The sequence below is a fragment of the Pseudomonas sp. CBZ-4 genome (assembly GCF_000346755.1).
Lineage (GTDB): Bacteria > Pseudomonadota > Gammaproteobacteria > Pseudomonadales > Pseudomonadaceae > Aquipseudomonas.
Genome location: NZ_ANNV01000154.1, coordinates 52,297 through 69,539 on the forward strand (window position 1 = coordinate 52,297; position 17,243 = coordinate 69,539).

Genomic DNA, 17,243 nt, shown 5'->3' on the forward strand with positions numbered 1-17,243 from the left:
GTTACTGCTGATCCGGGCGGTTGACGCCGATACGCTTGGCCGCCCAACGTTCATAAAGGCCGATGGCCACGTCTGCGCCGGCCATCGCGGTCAGGCACCCCAGTGCGGCGGCGGTCCAGACCGACAGGCCGGCGGCGTACAACAGCATCACGGCCGAGACCCCGCAGACCATGCACGCCCCAGACCGCAAGGCCAGGCGGCGTACCAGCGACCAGCCCCGGGCGCCCTCCTTGTCGGCGCGCCACATTTCACCGCTGACCCCGCCGATCAGGGCCAGTACGATCACCAGCCAGATCGGCATTTCCGCTAACGCTTGCTGCTCGTTTGTCATGTCACGCCTCCTGGCTGAGCAATGCCGGCACAGTGCCGGGGTTTGGATACTTCCGTGTGTCGGTTGGCATTCCAAAAAGCCCGGCTGCCCAGGCTTTTCAGTAATGCGTCCCGCGAACTGTCGGCGCTACTGGCGCGGTACGGTTCTTCCCTCGATGTTTTTCCGACCACGATCCCTGTCCGCCGGATAACTGCTTCTGGTGCTTTACGCTGCACACCCGGGTCAGTTGCCAACCCTCTGAACCGTTGAGGCCGGTTCATCGCTGCCTGTTCTTGTCATGCGGTGTAACTAAAGAGCGTCGGCATCCTTGCCGGTGTTGCCTGGCGTCCTTGCCATCGCTGTGATGGCTTCCATGCCGATGTTGCGTGCCTTCCTTGTCTTCCTTGGCAGCATCCTTGCTGCCTCCACCAGGCCTTCTTGGCTGGCTTGAGATGGAGAATATGCATGTATGGATATACAGTCAATGCATTAACGCATTTATTTGTAGAGATTAATGCCCTATCGCATAAGAACCCTTGCGGGCACTGGGCCTGCCTGCTTTTTGCCAGGCGAAAAAAAACCCGCGCATTGGCGGGTTTTGTCTTACCTAAGGTGGTTAGCGGGCGTACATGCCCCACCAGAACACATGGCCGAGGATGCTGATCTGCTCATCCTGGATGTCCTGGAAACTGTAGTCCTCGTCCGGGTGCTCATCACGATTGAAACTGCGCAGGCGAATCCCGGAAGGCAGGCGATAGAGCTGTTTCACCCGCAGTTGGCCGTTGTGATTGATCGCGTACAAATCACCATCGACGATATCGCCAATCCCGCTCTTGCCCGCATTGACCCCAACCGTCGCCCCATCACGCAGCACGGGCAGCATGCTGTTGCCACGCACGGTCACGCACTTGGCCTGGTCAAACTGCACACCGTTATGCCGCAGACTGCGCTTGCCAAAGCGCAGGCTGGCCTTTTCACTTTCCTCGATGACGAATCTTCCTGATCCAGCAGCCAATTCAACCTCGCGCAGAAAAGGGATCGACACCTCGTCATCATTCACGGGGGTGTCATCGTCCCACAGGCTGATGTCCTTGAGTTCCGAATGGGTCGGGTCACGCAGGTCTTCGCGCAAGGCGCCGATGGCTACGCGTCCGCGCAGTTGGTCGGTGCTGACGCGAAAGTACTCGGCGATGCGGGAGATGTGCTTGTCCGAGGGGTCGACAATCTTGCCGTTGAGGATCCGGGACAGCGTGGATTGAGGCACGCCGGTGCGCCGGTGAAGCTCCATGGGGGAGATCCGGTCGCGGTCCAGCAGTTCTCGTAAGACGATAGAAACATTGCGTTTTTGCATAGCGCGGATAGTGACGGGAGTTTTTTGGGTTGGCAAATGCTAATCCGCATATTTTTTGCATTCTTAGCACCTGTATACCTATCCGCTTGCGACCTGCGAAGCCCCGACCTCGCGTGTTAACCTTGCCGCCATCGCAAAATCAGCAGGGCCAAGCGCCCCCTTTGCCCCACTCCTTTTAACGAATTTGCCTACTACCCAATGAGTAAAAACACTTCCGACTTGTCCTCCCACACCCCGATGATGCAGCAGTACTGGCGCCTCAAGAACCAGCACCCTGATCAGTTGATGTTCTATCGCATGGGCGACTTCTACGAGATCTTCTACGAAGACGCGAAGAAGGCCGCCAAGCTGCTGGACATCACTCTGACCGCCCGTGGGCAATCGGCCGGGCAGTCGATTCCGATGTGTGGGATTCCTTACCACTCGTTGGAAGGTTATCTGGTCAAGCTGGTGAAGCTGGGCGAGTCGGTGGTGATCTGTGAGCAGATCGGCGACCCGGCCACCAGCAAGGGGCCGGTAGAACGCCAGGTGGTGCGCATCATTACGCCGGGGACGGTGAGTGATGAGGCGTTGCTGGATGAGCGTCGCGACAACCTGATTGCCGCGGTGCTGGGCGATGAGCGTTTGTTCGGCCTGTCGGTGCTGGACATCACCAGCGGCAATTTCACTGTGCTGGAGATCAAGGGTTGGGAAAACCTGCTGGCCGAGCTGGAACGTATCAACCCGGTGGAGTTGTTGATTCCGGACGATTGGCCAAAGGACCTGCCTGCGGAAAAACGTCGTGGGGCCAAGCGCCGTGCGCCGTGGGATTTTGAGCGTGACTCGGCGCTGAAAAGCCTGTGCCAACAGTTCTCCGTGCAGGACTTGAAGGGCTTTGGTTGCGAAACCCTGACCCTGGCCATCGGCGCCGCCGGTTGCCTGCTCGGTTATGCCAAGGAAACCCAGCGCACCGCCCTGCCGCATTTGCGCGCCCTGCGCCATGAGCGCCTGGACGATACCGTGGTGCTGGATGGCGCCAGCCGGCGCAACCTGGAGCTGGACACCAACCTGTCCGGCGGGCGCGACAACACCCTGCAATCGGTCGTCGACCGTTGCCAGACCGCCATGGGCAGCCGCTTGCTGACCCGTTGGCTGAACCGTCCGCTACGGGACTTGAGCGTGCTGCAAGCGCGCCAGTCTTCTATTACCTGCCTGCTGGACGGCTACCGCTTCGAGAAGCTGCAACCGCAGTTGAAGGAAATCGGCGATATCGAGCGCATCCTCGCGCGGATTGGCCTGCGCAATGCGCGGCCCCGCGACCTGGCGCGGCTGCGCGATGCCCTCGGCGTCCTGCCGCAACTGCAAGCGGCGATGACCGAACTGGACACGCCGCACCTGCAACAGTTGGCCGTGACCACCAGCACCTACCCGGAACTGGCGGCACTCCTGGAAAAAGCCATCATCGACAACCCGCCGGCGATTATCCGTGACGGTGGCGTGTTGAAGACCGGTTACGACAGCGAGCTGGACGAACTGCAATCCCTCAGCGAAAACGCCGGGCAGTTCCTGATTGACCTGGAAGCCCGCGAAAAAGCCCGTACCGGCCTGGCCAACTTGAAAGTCGGCTACAACCGCGTACACGGCTACTTCATCGAATTGCCGAGCAAGCAGGCTGAGTCGGCGCCTATCGACTATCAACGCCGCCAGACCCTCAAAGGTGCCGAGCGCTTTATCACGCCGGAGCTCAAGGAGTTCGAAGACAAGGCGCTGTCGGCCAAGAGCCGTGCGCTGGCGCGGGAAAAGATGCTGTATGAAGCCCTGCTCGAGGACCTCATCGGCCAACTGGCGCCGTTGCAAGACACCGCCGCCGCCCTGGCCGAGCTGGATGTACTGAGCAACCTCGCCGAGCGTGCGTTGAACCTTGACCTGAACTGCCCGCGTTTTGTCAGCGAGCCGTGCATGCGCATTGTGCAGGGCCGTCACCCGGTGGTGGAGCAAGTGCTGACGACGCCGTTCGTCGCCAACGACCTGTCGCTGGACGATGACACCCGCATGCTGGTGATCACCGGTCCGAACATGGGCGGTAAATCCACCTACATGCGTCAGACCGCGTTGATCGTGCTGCTGGCGCATATCGGCAGCTTTGTGCCGGCGGCCAGTTGCGAGCTGTCCCTGGTGGACCGGATTTTCACGCGGATCGGTTCCAGCGATGATCTGGCCGGCGGCCGTTCGACCTTTATGGTGGAAATGAGCGAAACCGCCAACATCCTGCACAACGCCACCGAGCGCAGCCTGGTGCTGATGGACGAAGTCGGTCGCGGCACGAGCACTTTCGACGGCCTGTCCCTGGCCTGGGCGGCGGCCGAGCGTTTGGCGCACCTGCGTGCCTATACGCTGTTCGCTACCCACTATTTCGAACTGACCGTGTTGCCGGAAAGCGAACCGCTGGTAGCCAACGTGCATCTCAATGCCACCGAGCACAACGAGCGCATCGTGTTCCTGCACCATGTGCTGCCAGGGCCGGCCAGCCAGAGTTACGGCTTGGCGGTGGCGCAGTTGGCCGGCGTGCCGAACATCGTGATCAGCCGCGCCCGCGAGCACCTCAGCCGCCTGGAAACCACGGCATTGCCCCATGAAACCGTGGTCGCCAGCCCAGCCAAGGCCGCGAGCAAAAGTGCAGCACCTCACCAGAGCGATATGTTCGCCACCCTGCCCCATCCGGTGCTGGAAGAGTTGGCAAAACTTGACCTGGATGACTTGACGCCGCGTAAAGCGCTCGAAATGTTATATGCACTGAAGGTTCGGATATAACGCTGACGCTTGCAAGCTGGTAGACTCTCGCGCGGTTTGGGATGCTGCGGGCTTTTTAGCCTGGCCTGCAGACTATCGCTCCCGAACCTCGCGAGCCCTGCCACAAAGGGTTTCGCTGCCGCCGCCTGAGGAGAGAATTAGAAATGACCTTCGTCGTCACCGACAACTGCATCAAGTGCAAGTACACCGACTGCGTGGAAGTATGTCCGGTGGACTGCTTCTACGAAGGCCCGAACTTCCTGGTCATCCACCCGGATGAGTGCATCGACTGCGCCCTGTGTGAACCAGAATGCCCGGCCGTCGCGATTTTCTCCGAGGACGAAGTCCCGGCAGAGATGCAGGAATTTATTCAGTTGAACGTCGAGCTGGCGGAAATCTGGCCAAACATCACTGAGAAGAAAGACTCGCTGCCGGATGCAGCAGAGTGGGATGGCGTCAAAGGCAAGATCAAAGACCTCGAGCGCTAACAGCGCCGCCGCCAAACAAAAAAAGGCCCTTAGGGGCCTTTTTTGCGTCCGGGGACTTTTTTGCAGGCAAAAAAAGGGGCGGTATGACCCGCCCACATTTTTTCCCTAGTCCCTGTATTCCTTTTCATCATCCTGATGAATCGCATCCTGCGACGTTCCTTCAAACCATCGTTCCTTGATGGCTGTGTCAATCCGTGGACACAGGGCTGATCTTAGAGACTTCCAAGGGAAGTTCAACGGGATCCAACCCATGGACTGACACACAAAGGCCCTCAACAAGATTTAATTAATTGTTATTTTTCAACGTTTTATAAAAAACCTTCAGCGTTTCGGGACGTACATGTCCGGTAAAAAAACCAAACACTTACGAAAAAGTAAGCAAATGCTTACACGAGCAATTGCGCAAAAGCGTAACGGCCACGTCCTGGGCATCTTGCGGGCATGAAAAAGCCCCGACACTGTCGAGGCTTTTTCCCTTCACATCCCTTAGTCGTCGCTGACAGTAATCGTCGGCATTGCCGGCGCCGCGGCTTCCTGCAAGACGATGCGTGCGCCCACGTGACGGGCGAGTTCCTGATAGATCATGGCGATCTGGCTGTCAGGCTCGGCCACAACAGTGGGCTTGCCGCCGTCAGCCTGCTCGCGAATCAGCATCGACAGCGGCAGCGAGGCCAGCAGTTCAACACCGTATTGAGTGGCCAGTTTCTCACCGCCACCTTCACCGAACAGATGCTCGGCGTGGCCGCAGTTGGAGCAGATGTGCACCGCCATGTTCTCGACAACACCCAGCACCGGGATATTGACCTTGCGGAACATCTCCACGCCTTTCTTGGCATCGAGCAGGGCCAGGTCCTGCGGCGTCGTGACGATCACCGAACCGGCCACCGGGACTTTCTGTGCCAGGGTCAGCTGGATATCACCGGTGCCTGGCGGCATGTCGATCACCAGATAGTCCAAATCGCCCCAGGCCGTCTGGGTGACCAGTTGCAGCAGGGCCCCGGAGACCATCGGCCCGCGCCAGACCATCGGCGTGTTGTCGTCGGTGAGGAAGGCCATGGACATGACTTCCACCCCGTGGGACTCGATCGGCACGAACCACTTCTGATCCTTGACCTTGGGCCGCGTGCCTTCGGCGATGCCGAACATCACACCCTGGCTCGGGCCGTAGATGTCGGCGTCGAGAATGCCCACGCGGGCACCTTCACGGGCCAGCGCCAAGGCCAGGTTGGCCGCAGTGGTGGATTTGCCCACGCCACCCTTGCCGGAAGCGACGGCGACGACGTTCTTGACGTTGGCCAGCCCCGGGATCTGCGCCTGGGCCTTGTGCGGCGCAATCACGCACTGGATCTCGACCTTGGCCGAACGCACGCCGTCGAGGCCTTCGATGGCCATTTGCAGCATCTGCGCCCAGCCGTTCTTGAACAGGCCTGCGGCATAGCCCAGCTCCAGCTGGACCGACACGTGGTCGCCCTGTACCTCGATGGCACGTACACAGCCGGCACTGACCGGGTCCTGGTTCAAATAAGGGTCGGTGTACTGGCGAAGAACGGCTTCCACCGCTGCGCGATTGACGGCGCTCATGGGCTACTCCCGAAAAAAGACTGACTGAAACAGGCGGCTATCCTAACCGTTCCCGCCGGTCAGCGGCATGCTTTCGCAGGCCGGGAAGATGCTGAAACAGCTCCACGGGGTGAAATATATTTCCCGGCGCTTTATAGTGGCCGACCTCCGTTTCATCAAGTAGCCGAGCCCCATGTCCGAGCCACGCAAGATCCTCGTCACCAGCGCCCTGCCCTATGCCAATGGTTCCATCCATCTTGGCCATATGCTTGAGTACATCCAGACCGATATGTGGGTGCGCTTCCAGAAGCATCGCGGCAACCAATGCATCTATGTCTGCGCGGACGACGCCCACGGTTCGGCCATCATGTTGCGCGCCGAAAAGGAAGGCATCACCCCGGAACAACTGATCGCCAACGTGCAGGCTGAACACAGCGCCGACTTTGCCGAGTTCCTGGTGGACTTCGACAACTTCCACTCGACCCACTCCGAAGAAAACCGCGAGCTGTCGAGCCAGATCTACCTGCGGTTGAAGGACGCCGGGCATATCGACCAGCGGTCGGTCACCCAGTATTTCGACCCGGAAAAGAAAATGTTCCTGGCCGACCGCTTCATCAAGGGCACCTGCCCGAAATGCGGCACCGAAGACCAGTACGGCGACAACTGCGAAAAATGCGGTGCAACCTATGCGCCGACTGAATTGAAGGATCCGAAGTCGGCTATCTCCGGTGCCACTCCGGTACTCCGGGATTCCCAGCACTTCTTCTTCAAGCTCCCGGATTTCCAGCAGATGCTGCAAACCTGGACCCGCAGCGGCACCCTGCAGGATGCCGTGGCCAACAAACTCGCCGAATGGCTCGACAGCGGCCTGCAACAGTGGGATATCTCCCGCGATGCGCCGTACTTCGGCTTCGAGATCCCGGGTGAGCCGGGCAAATACTTCTATGTGTGGCTGGATGCGCCGATCGGCTACATGGCCAGCTTCAAGAACCTGTGCGATCGCACGCCTGAGCTGGACTTCGACGCGTTCTGGAACAAGGACTCCACGGCCGAGCTTTACCACTTCATCGGCAAGGACATCGTCAACTTCCACGCCCTGTTCTGGCCAGCCATGCTGGAAGGTTCGGGCTACCGCAAGCCGACCGGCATCGCGGTGCACGGCTACCTGACGGTCAACGGCCAGAAGATGTCCAAGTCCCGTGGCACCTTTATCAAGGCGCGCACCTACCTGGACCACCTGTCGCCGGAATACCTGCGCTACTACTACGCCTCCAAGCTGGGCCGTGGCGTCGATGACCTGGACCTGAACCTGGAAGACTTCGTACAGAAGGTCAACTCGGACCTCGTGGGCAAAGTCGTCAACATCGCCAGCCGTTGCGCCGGGTTCATCCACAAGGGCAACGCCGGTGTGCTGGTGGCCGAGAACGCTGCGCCAGAGCTGACCGACGCGTTCCTGGCCGCCGCGCCAAGCATCGCCGACGCCTACGAGGCCCGTGACTTTGCCCGCGCCATGCGCGAAATCATGGGCCTGGCCGACCGCGCCAACGCCTGGATCGCCGACAAGGCACCGTGGTCGTTGAACAAACAGGAAGGCAAGCAGGCTGAAGTCCAGGCGATCTGCGCCACGGGCGTCAACCTGTTCCGCCAGCTGGTGATCTTCCTCAAGCCGGTGCTGCCATTGCTGGCCGCCGACGCCGAAGCGTTCCTCAACGTCGCGCCGCTGACCTGGAACGACCACGCCAGCCTGCTCAGCAACCACCAGCTGAACGAGTTCAAGCCGCTGATGACCCGGATCGACCCGGTCAAAGTCCAGGCCATGACCGACGCTTCGAAAGAAGACCTGGTCGCCAGCCAGACCGACACTGGTTCGACTGCACCCGCTGGCAATGGTGAACTGGCCAAAGACCCGCTTTCCCCGGAAATCGACTTTGACGCTTTCGCCGCCGTGGATCTGCGTGTCGCGCTGATCATCAAGGCCGAAGCCGTGGAAGGTGCCGACAAGCTGCTGCGCCTGACACTGGATATCGGTGACGAGCAACGCAACGTGTTCTCCGGGATCAAGAGCGCCTATCCGGACCCGTCCAAGCTGGATGGTCGCCTGACCATGATGATTGCCAACCTCAAGCCACGGAAAATGAAATTCGGTATTTCCGAAGGCATGGTGATGGCGGCAGGCCCTGGCGGTGAAGAAATCTACCTGCTGAGCCCTGACAGCGGCGCCAAGCCAGGCCAACGCATCAAGTAAGCCTGCACAACAGCCCTGTCGCTTCGGCGACGGGGCTTTTCAGCTAGTCCCCTCTTCTCGCTTGTCGGATAATCAAGTTCTGTTTGTCTAGCCGGCATGCCAATGATCCCAGCATGAACCTCATTCAACGTATCGACGCGCTGCTGCCGCAGACCCAATGCGGCAAATGCGGGCACCCGGGCTGCAGGCCATACGCCGAAGGCATCGCTAAAGGCGAGGACATCAACAAGTGCCCGCCGGGTGGTCAGGAGACGATCGTCGGCCTGGCCCACCTGCTGAGCGTCCCCGTGCTGACGCTGGACACCAGCCGTGGCGAAGCACCAGCCCAGGTTGCCTACATCCGCGAAGCGGAGTGCATCGGCTGCACCAAATGTATCCAGGCGTGCCCGGTGGATGCGATCGTCGGTGCTGCCAAGCTCATGCACACGGTGATCAGCGACGAGTGCACGGGCTGTGACCTGTGCGTGGCGCCTTGCCCGGTCGACTGCATCGATATGCGGCCGCTGGTCGACCTGGTGCCAATGGTGGGCGGATTGACGGCCAGCGAACACGAGCACCACGAACGCAGCCTCAAGCGTGACCGGGCGCGGCGGCGTTATGAACAGCGCAACGCGCGTTTGCAGCAGGAGGAACAGCGCCAGCTGGCAGAACGCCTGGCACGGGCCAAGCGCGTGGTGCCGACGCAAGCTGCACCCGCAGATGCAGGGCAAGCCGCCTCGGATGCAGCGATCAAGAAAGCCAAGATCGGCGTCGCCATGAGCCGTGCGCAGCTGCACAAATCCCTGAAAGCTTTCGGCCATCCGCCAACGTTTGAGCAACAATCGCAACTGATCATCCTGCAACACCAGTTCGAAGCCGCGGAGCAAGCACTCACAGCGCTGGAAGCCAGCAGTCCGCCGCCGCTCCCTGCCAACAAAGACCCTGAGCTCAAGCGCGCGAAAATCCAGCTGGCCATGCGGCGCGCCGAGTTGAAGAAGGCTCAAGAGCAGTGCGCCGACGCGCAACAGCTGGCAACGCTCAGCGCGGCATTAACCGCTGCCGAGCAAGCCCTGCATGACGTCGAGGCGACCTCCGAGCAACCCCGCCCCGACTTGCAGCGCGTGGAAAAACGCCCCATAGACGCCCGACTGCGCCAGCTGAAAACCGCCCTGGCCTACGCCCGCGCGGAGGTCAGCAAGCTACAGCGCCAACCGGGCGTCGACACAGTAGTGCTGGCTGCGGCGCAACACAAACTGGAAGAGGTGCAGCGCCAGGTCGATACCCATGTCAGCGCCTGACCTCTATCCTATTGAGGTTGTTGCCTATAGGGCTCCGCGCCTGGGATCACTTTTCACCATTACGCCGACCGTCTGCAAGGAATTGCCTGCCCCATGAACGCCGTAAAACGCCTGGAAATTTTCCGCAGGTTTCACGAGGACAATCCAGAACCGAAAACCGAACTGGCCTACTCGTCACCGTTCGAGTTGCTGATTGCGGTGATCCTGTCGGCGCAATCCACTGACGTTGGCGTCAACAAGGCCACGGCCAAGCTGTACCCGGTGGCCAATACACCGGAAGCGATCCACGCCCTGGGCGTCGATGGGTTGTCCGAATACATCAAGACGATTGGCCTGTACAACAGCAAGGCCAAAAATGTCATTGAAACCTGCCGAATGCTGGTGGAGTTGCACGGCAGCGAAGTGCCGCAAACGCGCGAAGCCCTGGAAGCCCTTCCCGGTGTCGGCCGAAAAACCGCCAATGTCGTGCTCAACACGGCATTTCGGCAGTTGACCATGGCGGTGGACACGCACATTTTCCGGGTCAGCAACCGAACCGGCATCGCCCGCGGCAAGAATGTGGTGGAAGTGGAGGCTCAATTAATGAAGTTCGTGCCCAAGCCATATCTACTCGATTCCCATCACTGGTTGATTCTGCACGGGCGTTACGTTTGCCAGGCGCGCAAGCCACGCTGCGGCAGCTGTCGCATCGAAGACCTGTGTGAGTACAAGGACAAGACGTCCGACGATTGAGCATCATTGTTTTTTTCGATCAATCGATTGAAAAAATCTTTTTTACCCATTCATGGATTATCGTTATAAGGAGCGCCAACGGCAGTCTTAGCCCGGAGTGAACCTTATGAGCACTGGCAAAGAACAATTGGATGTAGAAGACGACCTCGTTGCAGAGTCGGAAGACGATGGCGAAGCCCCCGTTGCGGAGGTAGCCAAGACCAATCTGAGCAAACGCCGCACTATCGACAATCTGCTGGAAGAGCGACGCTTGCAAAAACAACTGGCCGATTACGACTTCGACCTCTGACCTGCCCGTTGGCGAGCAGAAGCCTCCCTGACGGAGGCTTTTTTCTACCTGTCTCCCTGGCTGGCTATCAAGCGAATTGACGGCGCACTCCTCTATACCAGCCCATTGCGCTGGGCCAACTCAATCAGGTCTACCAGCGAACGTGCATTGAGCTTGAGCAACAAGCGGGTCTTGTAGGTGCTCACCGTTTTATTGCTGAGGAACATGCCATCGGCGATCTCCTTGTTGGTTTTGCCCCGGGCCAGCTGCTGCAGCACCATCATCTCCCGGCCCGAAAGGCGCTCGACCATGTCGGCCTCGGTAGCGTTGCCCATGGTTGAGCGCACTGAGTTGAGTGCCTGGTTCGGGAAATAGCTGTAGCCGGAAAGCACCGCCTTGATAGCACTCAGCAACTCGGTCAGGTCCTGCTGCTTGCAGACATACCCCGCTGCGCCAGCCTGCATGCAACGCATGGAGAAATGCCCCGGTGCCTGGGACGTCAGCACCAGCACCTTGAACGGGGCTGGCTGCTTGAGAGAGGACAGCCGGCAAATAACTTCCAGCCCATCGAGCTTCGGAATCCCAATATCCAGTATGACGATGTCCGGCATATGCTCCCGTGCAAGTTGCAACGCATCGACACCGTTATCAGTCTCGGCAACGACCTCATAACCATGACGCTCCATTAGCATACGCACAGCAAGACGAATGACGGGATGATCATCCACGATCAGCACTTTATTCATAAGAAAGTCCAATTTCGCTGTTCGAATTATTCAGAGCAAACACAATAGCCTAGTCGTTTCCTAGTTGGCATAGCGCTCCCCCCCGAGTAACAGCAAGCAGAGACCCAACCCACAACGATATAGGAATCGGCCTACAAAAAAACACCAACTTGGGTGTATCGAGTTTTATGGAAGCTTTCAGACTTTTCTGGATTCCCACATGTTTTGAAAAAATTATCCAGTGGATAAGGGGTGAGCGGTAAAGGTAGCGCACACAGTTTTCAGCAAATGTCCCTTGCTTGTTGCCTTCACGCGGGTAAGCCGGCAAAAAAAAACCAGTCATTCCAGTTCCCTTCAAAATATCTAGTTACACCAATATTTCCTACAGATCTTTCAATTAGAAACATCCATACCACGCCCGTATGAGTGAATTTTCTGTAAGACATAGTTCCTTACCAGGTGTAAATAATTCATTTCCCCACCATACATACACCAACAAATACTTTTTTCCGCACGGCAAACTTTTCGAGCGACTAACTTTCAACACATGTTAAACATTCACCACCGCGAGCCGGAACTGACTATCGCTGCGCTTTTTCACAGACAAAAAAAAGGCCCCTTGAACAAGGGGCCTCTCTTGGAGCGGGTGGCGTACTCAGAACAACTTGCGACCTTTGTTGGCCGCAATGCGCATGCGCAATGCGTTCAACTTGATAAAGCCCGCTGCGTCCGCCTGGTTGTAGGCGCCGCCGTCTTCTTCGAAGGTGGCGATGTTGGCGTCGAACAGCGACTCATCGGACTTGCGACCGGTGACGATCACGTTGCCCTTGTACAGTTTCAGGCGCACAACGCCGTTCACGTGGGCCTGGGAGGCGTCGATCATCTGTTGCAGCATCAGACGCTCAGGGCTCCACCAGTAGCCGGTGTAGATCAGGCTGGCGTACTTGGGCATCAACTCGTCTTTGAGGTGAGCCACTTCGCGGTCCAGGGTGATGGACTCGATAGCACGGTGGGCACGCAGCATGATGGTGCCGCCCGGAGTTTCGTAGCAGCCACGGGACTTCATGCCCACGTAACGGTTCTCGACGATGTCGAGGCGGCCGATACCGTGTTCGCCACCGATGCGGTTCAGGGTCGCCAGCACGGTGGCCGGGGTCATCTCGACGCCGTCCAGTGCGACGATGTCGCCGTTGCGGTAGGTCAGTTCCAGGTACTGCGGCTTGTCTGGCGCGTTCTCCGGGGAGACGGTCCATTTCCACATGTCTTCTTCGTGCTCGGTCCAGGTGTCTTCCAGCACGCCGCCTTCATAGGAGATGTGCAGCAAGTTGGCGTCCATCGAGTACGGGGACTTCTTCTTGCCGTGACGCTCGATCGGGATTGCGTGCTTTTCAGCGTAATCCATCAGCTTTTCACGGGACAGCAGGTCCCATTCACGCCAAGGCGCAATCACTTTCACGCCTGGCTTGAGGGCGTAGGCGCCCAGTTCGAAACGCACCTGGTCGTTGCCCTTGCCGGTGGCGCCATGGGAAATGGCGTCGGCGCCGGTTTCGTTGGCGATTTCGATCAGGCGCTTGGCGATCAGCGGACGTGCGATGGAAGTACCCAGCAGGTACTCGCCTTCGTAGACGGTGTTGGCGCGAAACATCGGGAAAACGAAATCGCGGACGAATTCTTCGCGCAGGTCGTCAATGTAGATCTCTTTCACGCCCATGGCTTGCGCCTTGGCACGTGCAGGTTCGACCTCTTCGCCCTGACCCAGGTCAGCGGTGAAGGTCACCACTTCACAGTTATAAGTATCCTGCAGCCACTTGAGGATCACCGAAGTGTCCAGGCCGCCGGAATACGCGAGAACGACCTTGTTTACGTCGGCCATGCCATCACTCCACGGGGTTGTACGGAAAGGCGACGATTCTACCGATCAAAACCGTGAAATTACAGGGGCGCGACAGCAAATGAAGATAAAGCGACAGATTATGTCGAACGAGCGACCGATGGTCGCACGTCAGGAGGTGGCGGCCGGATTGCTTGACGCAGTGGCCGTGGGCGCCGGTTTCTCGGGGGCTGCCACCCGTTCCAGTTGAATATTGACGCGGCGGTTGCGCGCCCGGTTGGCGGCATTGGTGTTGGGCGCCAACGGGTAGCTTTCGCCGTGGAAACGCAGGGTGACCTGGGACTCCTGGATGCCGTTGGCCTTGAAGTACTCCATGACCGCCAAGGCCCGCCGGCGCGAGACATCGCGATTGGTCAAACGATTGCCGCTATTGTCCGAGTGGCCATTGAGCTCGATGTGGTTGACGGTGGGGTCAGCCTTCATGAACTCCACAATCACTGCCAGCTTTTGCTTGGCGGCAGCGTCCAGCTCGATGCCACCACCGGGGAAACCGACTTCCGTCTGCTTGACCTGGTCGTAGTTCATCGGCAGCAACTTGGCGGTACACAGTTGGTAGTCGCTGTAGGCCTTGTTGAAGCGCACCGGCAACAAGCGGATTTCCGAGTAGCCGCCTTCACGCCCGTAATGCCGGACCGTCGGCGAGCGCCCCTCCAGCAAGCCATTGAACAGCCTTCCAGCCTGGGCCTGGGAACTGTTGAACAACACATCGCCACTGCCGGCACGCACCGCACCCAGGTTGATATCACCCCGGCCAGGCTGCCAGGGTGCAGCGGCAGCCAACAAGGTCGCAGAACCCGCCCCCAGCGATCCGCCATAGGCTTTCAGACGAAACGTCGCCTGCTCGCCCGCCCGGCGCACGAACTCACCCGAACCGAAGTCGGTGATCGGCTGGGTCAGACGGCACTCGAACTTGTCGCCCTCCACCTTCCACTCAATATTCTCCAGACGCGTCTGGAACGTGAGGGCTATCGCAGGCAGGCTGGCGAACACACTGAGCAGGGCTAGATATTGCTGGCGCACGGGAGGCTCCACTGGTTTCTACAACACTTCAAAGCGTCATACATCGATAAGGCATACCAAAGGCTATCGGATGCATCCTGCAAAACTTGATAGCGAGTGCCTGCAAGAGTCTTTTCCGGTAGCATTCCCACCAGATTGACCCGCCTGGAATCCCCAATGTCCGACCGCCTGACCCTGCTGCGTCCCGACGACTGGCATATTCATCTTCGCGATGGTGCTGCGTTGCCCCAAACCGTGGCCGATGTTGCGCGCACGTTTGGCCGCGCCATCATCATGCCTAACCTGGTACCTCCGGTGCGTAATGCCGCTGAAGCCGACGCCTATCGCCAGCGTATCCTCGCTGCGCGGCCGGCCGGCAGCCGCTTCGAACCGCTGATGGTGCTCTACCTCACCGACCGTACCCAGCCCGAAGAGATTCGTGAAGCCAAGGCCAGCGGCTACGTGCACGCCGCCAAGCTGTACCCGGCTGGCGCGACCACCAACTCCGATTCCGGCGTGACCAGTATCGACAAGATCCTGCCGGCCATCGAAGCCATGGCCGAAGTCGGCATGCCGCTGCTGATCCACGGTGAAGTCACCCGTGGCGACGTGGACGTGTTCGACCGCGAGAAGATCTTCATCGACGAGCATATGCGCCGCGTGGTCGAGCTGTTCCCGACCCTCAAGGTGGTGTTCGAGCACATCACCACCGCCGATGCCGTGCAGTTCGTCACCGAGGCTTCGGCCAACGTCGGCGCGACCATCACCGCCCATCACCTGTTGTACAACCGCAACCACATGCTGGTGGGCGGGATTCGGCCGCACTTCTATTGCCTGCCGATCCTCAAGCGCAATACCCACCAGGTGGCGTTGCTGGACGCGGCGACCAGCGGTAATCCGAAGTTCTTCCTCGGCACCGACTCGGCGCCCCACGCCCAGCACGCCAAGGAAGCCGCGTGCGGCTGTGCCGGTTGCTACACCGCTTATGCAGCCATCGAGCTGTACGCCGAAGCGTTCGAAACACGCAATGCCCTGGACAAGCTCGAAGGTTTTGCCAGCCTCAACGGCCCGCGTTTCTACGGCCTGCCGGCGAATACCGACCGCATCACCCTGGTCCGTGAAGACTGGACCGCCCCTGCCAGCCTGCCGTTTGGCGAGCTGACCGTTATCCCGCTGCGCGCCGGTGAAACACTGCGCTGGCGCCTGCTGGAGGAAAGCAAGTGAGTGAAGACCATTACGACGACGAACACGAGCACAGCGGTGGCGGCTCCCGCCATCCGATGGCCGAGCGGTTTCGCGGCTATCTGCCGGTTGTCATCGACGTAGAAACCGGTGGTTTCAATTGCGCCACCGACGCGTTGCTGGAAATTGCCGCGACCACCATCGGCATGGATGAACAGGGTTTTGTGTTCCCGGAACACACCCACTTCTTCCGCGTCGAGCCGTTTGAAGGCGCGAATATCGAAGCAGCCGCCTTGGAATTCACCGGTATCAAGCTCGATCACCCACTGCGCATGGCCGTGAGTGAAGAAGCAGCGCTGACCGATATCTTCCGTGGCGTGCGCAAGGCATTGAAAGCCAATGGCTGCAAACGCGCGATCCTGGTCGGGCACAACAGCAGCTTCGACCTGGGCTTCCTGAACGCCGCCGTGGCGCGGCTGGACATGAAGCGCAATCCGTTCCACCCGTTCTCCAGCTTCGACACCGCCACCCTCGCGGGTCTGGCTTACGGCCAGACCGTACTGGCCAAGGCCTGTCAGGCAGCCGGTATCGACTTTGACGGTCGTGAAGCCCACTCGGCGCGCTACGACACCGAGAAGACGGCCGATCTGTTCTGCGGCATCGTCAATCGCTGGAAGCAGATGGGCGGTTGGGAAGATTTCGGCGACTGAAGCCATTTCCCGCGCACAAAAAAACCGGCCTTCTCAGGCCGGTTTTTTTGTACCTCGACGCAGGCTTACAGCTTGCCAGCGTTCTCGGTCAGGTAAGCCGCAACGCCTTCTGGCGAAGCGTTCATGCCTTTGTCGCCTTTTTTCCAGTTGGCCGGGCAGACTTCGCCGTGCTCTTCGTGGAATTGCAGGGCGTCGACCAGGCGGATCAGCTCTTCCATGTTACGGCCCAGTGGCAGGTCGTTGATGATCTGGGAGCGTACAACGCCCTTGTCATCGATCAGGAATGCGCCACGGAAAGCCACGCCGCCTTCGGACTCAACGTCGTAGGCCTTGGCAATGTCGTGCTTCATGTCGGCAGCCATGGTGTATTTGACTTTGCCGATGCCGCCATCATTGATGGCGGTGTTGCGCCAGGCGTTGTGGGTGAAATGGGAGTCGATGGAAACGGCTACCACTTCAACGTTGCGCGCCTTGAAATCGTCCATGCGGTGGTCCAGAGCGATCAGCTCCGAAGGGCAGACGAAGGTGAAGTCCAGCGGGTAGAAGAACACCAGGCCGTATTTGCCTTTGATGGCTTCAGACAGCTTGAAGCTGTCAACGATTTCGCCATTGCCGAGGACGGCGGGTACGTCGAAATCCGGGGCTTGTTTGCCGACGAGTACGCTCATTGGATATCTCCTGATGTAAGGGTGACGATTGAAGTAAAAGGACCGGCCCAGTCTGGCGCCCTTAAGCG

At 59.3% G+C, this 17,243-nt stretch carries 15 protein-coding genes; 8 read left to right on the forward strand and 7 right to left on the reverse strand.

What is annotated here, in order from left to right:
- Window position 1: 1 nt before the first annotated feature.
- On the reverse strand, window positions 2–331 hold the full coding sequence (locus tag B348_RS0122380; protein WP_017738272.1) for a phage holin family protein: 330 nt from the start codon (window positions 329–331) through the stop codon (window positions 2–4).
- Window positions 332–926: 595 nt separating this feature from the next.
- Window positions 927–1,661 carry an XRE family transcriptional regulator gene (locus tag B348_RS0122390; RefSeq protein WP_026136989.1) on the reverse strand — a complete coding sequence of 245 codons (735 nt, stop codon included), beginning with the start codon at window positions 1,659–1,661 and terminating at the stop codon, window positions 927–929.
- A 198-nt stretch (window positions 1,662–1,859) separates the two neighbouring features.
- On the opposite strand from B348_RS0122390, the gene mutS reads away from it, so the two are divergent.
- Window positions 1,860–4,451, forward strand: a complete 2,592-nt coding sequence (gene mutS / locus B348_RS0122395) for a DNA mismatch repair protein MutS (protein ID WP_026136990.1) — start codon at window positions 1,860–1,862, stop codon at window positions 4,449–4,451.
- Window positions 4,452–4,594: 143 nt separating this feature from the next.
- Window positions 4,595–4,918 (forward strand): ferredoxin FdxA, encoded by a 324-nt coding sequence (gene fdxA / locus B348_RS0122400; protein WP_017738276.1) that lies wholly within the window; start codon window positions 4,595–4,597, stop codon window positions 4,916–4,918.
- Window positions 4,919–5,404: 486 nt separating this feature from the next.
- Here fdxA and apbC read toward each other — a convergent pair whose 3' ends face one another.
- Window positions 5,405–6,499, reverse strand: a complete 1,095-nt coding sequence (apbC, locus tag B348_RS0122405) for an iron-sulfur cluster carrier protein ApbC (protein WP_017738277.1) — start codon at window positions 6,497–6,499, stop codon at window positions 5,405–5,407.
- A 172-nt stretch (window positions 6,500–6,671) separates the two neighbouring features.
- Between apbC and metG the strand changes: the two genes are divergently transcribed.
- The 4 genes from metG to B348_RS0122430 all read left to right on the forward strand — a co-directional run bounded on the left by metG (window position 6,672) and on the right by B348_RS0122430 (window position 11,021).
- The gene (gene metG, locus B348_RS0122415; RefSeq protein WP_017738279.1) at window positions 6,672–8,723 is read left to right on the forward strand and encodes a methionine--tRNA ligase; all 2,052 of its coding nucleotides are present in this window, start codon (window positions 6,672–6,674) and stop codon (window positions 8,721–8,723) included.
- Window positions 8,724–8,806: 83 nt separating this feature from the next.
- The gene (gene rsxB / locus B348_RS0122420; protein ID WP_256204492.1) at window positions 8,807–10,000 is read left to right on the forward strand and encodes an electron transport complex subunit RsxB; all 1,194 of its coding nucleotides are present in this window, start codon (window positions 8,807–8,809) and stop codon (window positions 9,998–10,000) included.
- Between the two features lie 93 nt (window positions 10,001–10,093).
- Window positions 10,094–10,732 carry an endonuclease III gene (gene nth, locus B348_RS0122425; protein WP_017738281.1) on the forward strand — a complete coding sequence of 213 codons (639 nt, stop codon included), beginning with the start codon at window positions 10,094–10,096 and terminating at the stop codon, window positions 10,730–10,732.
- A gap of 106 nt (window positions 10,733–10,838) precedes the next feature.
- Window positions 10,839–11,021 carry a PA3496 family putative envelope integrity protein gene (locus B348_RS0122430; RefSeq protein WP_017738282.1) on the forward strand — a complete coding sequence of 61 codons (183 nt, stop codon included), beginning with the start codon at window positions 10,839–10,841 and terminating at the stop codon, window positions 11,019–11,021.
- 92 nt (window positions 11,022–11,113) lie between these two features.
- Here the strand turns inward: B348_RS0122430 and B348_RS0122435 are convergent, their stop codons facing one another.
- From B348_RS0122435 to B348_RS0122445, 3 genes are all read right to left on the reverse strand, one after another.
- Complete coding sequence (locus B348_RS0122435) at window positions 11,114–11,746, reverse strand: response regulator transcription factor (RefSeq protein WP_017738283.1); 633 nt, start codon at window positions 11,744–11,746, stop codon at window positions 11,114–11,116.
- 634 nt (window positions 11,747–12,380) lie between these two features.
- A complete protein-coding gene (locus B348_RS0122440; protein WP_017738284.1) occupies window positions 12,381–13,598 on the reverse strand; it encodes an argininosuccinate synthase in 1,218 nt (405 codons plus the stop codon).
- Window positions 13,599–13,727: 129 nt separating this feature from the next.
- Complete coding sequence (locus tag B348_RS0122445) at window positions 13,728–14,636, reverse strand: OmpA family protein (protein WP_017738285.1); 909 nt, start codon at window positions 14,634–14,636, stop codon at window positions 13,728–13,730.
- 156 nt (window positions 14,637–14,792) lie between these two features.
- Between B348_RS0122445 and pyrC the strand changes: the two genes are divergently transcribed.
- Together pyrC and rnt are read left to right on the forward strand one after the other, a co-directional pair.
- Window positions 14,793–15,839, forward strand: coding sequence for a dihydroorotase (pyrC, locus tag B348_RS0122450; RefSeq protein ID WP_017738286.1), 1,047 nt, complete (start codon window positions 14,793–14,795; stop codon window positions 15,837–15,839).
- Entirely contained in the window at window positions 15,836–16,507 is a 672-nt protein-coding gene (rnt, locus tag B348_RS0122455) for a ribonuclease T (protein WP_017738287.1), read from the forward strand. Before pyrC ends, rnt begins: the two co-directional genes overlap by 4 nt.
- Window positions 16,508–16,572: 65 nt before the next feature.
- Here rnt and B348_RS0122460 read toward each other — a convergent pair whose 3' ends face one another.
- Window positions 16,573–17,175: a peroxiredoxin gene (locus B348_RS0122460; RefSeq protein ID WP_003172097.1), complete on the reverse strand. Its 603-nt coding sequence runs from the start codon at window positions 17,173–17,175 to the stop codon at window positions 16,573–16,575.
- Window positions 17,176–17,243 lie beyond the last annotated feature (68 nt).

Excerpts from the sequence above, each read along its gene's own strand:
- B348_RS0122380 (WP_017738272.1), bottom strand. The coding sequence starts at position 331 with ATGACAAACGAGCAGCAAGCGTTAGCGGAAATGCCGATCTGGCTGGTG.
- B348_RS0122390 (WP_026136989.1), bottom strand. The coding sequence starts at position 1,661 with ATGCAAAAACGCAATGTTTCTATCGTCTTACGAGAACTGCTGGACCGC.
- mutS (WP_026136990.1), top strand. The coding sequence starts at position 1,860 with ATGAGTAAAAACACTTCCGACTTGTCCTCCCACACCCCGATGATGCAG.
- fdxA (WP_017738276.1), top strand. The coding sequence starts at position 4,595 with ATGACCTTCGTCGTCACCGACAACTGCATCAAGTGCAAGTACACCGAC.
- apbC (WP_017738277.1), bottom strand. The coding sequence starts at position 6,499 with ATGAGCGCCGTCAATCGCGCAGCGGTGGAAGCCGTTCTTCGCCAGTAC.
- metG (WP_017738279.1), top strand. The coding sequence starts at position 6,672 with ATGTCCGAGCCACGCAAGATCCTCGTCACCAGCGCCCTGCCCTATGCC.
- nth (WP_017738281.1), top strand. The coding sequence starts at position 10,094 with ATGAACGCCGTAAAACGCCTGGAAATTTTCCGCAGGTTTCACGAGGAC.
- B348_RS0122430 (WP_017738282.1), top strand. The coding sequence starts at position 10,839 with ATGAGCACTGGCAAAGAACAATTGGATGTAGAAGACGACCTCGTTGCA.
- B348_RS0122435 (WP_017738283.1), bottom strand. The coding sequence starts at position 11,746 with ATGAATAAAGTGCTGATCGTGGATGATCATCCCGTCATTCGTCTTGCT.
- B348_RS0122440 (WP_017738284.1), bottom strand. The coding sequence starts at position 13,598 with ATGGCCGACGTAAACAAGGTCGTTCTCGCGTATTCCGGCGGCCTGGAC.
- pyrC (WP_017738286.1), top strand. The coding sequence starts at position 14,793 with ATGTCCGACCGCCTGACCCTGCTGCGTCCCGACGACTGGCATATTCAT.
- B348_RS0122460 (WP_003172097.1), bottom strand. The coding sequence starts at position 17,175 with ATGAGCGTACTCGTCGGCAAACAAGCCCCGGATTTCGACGTACCCGCC.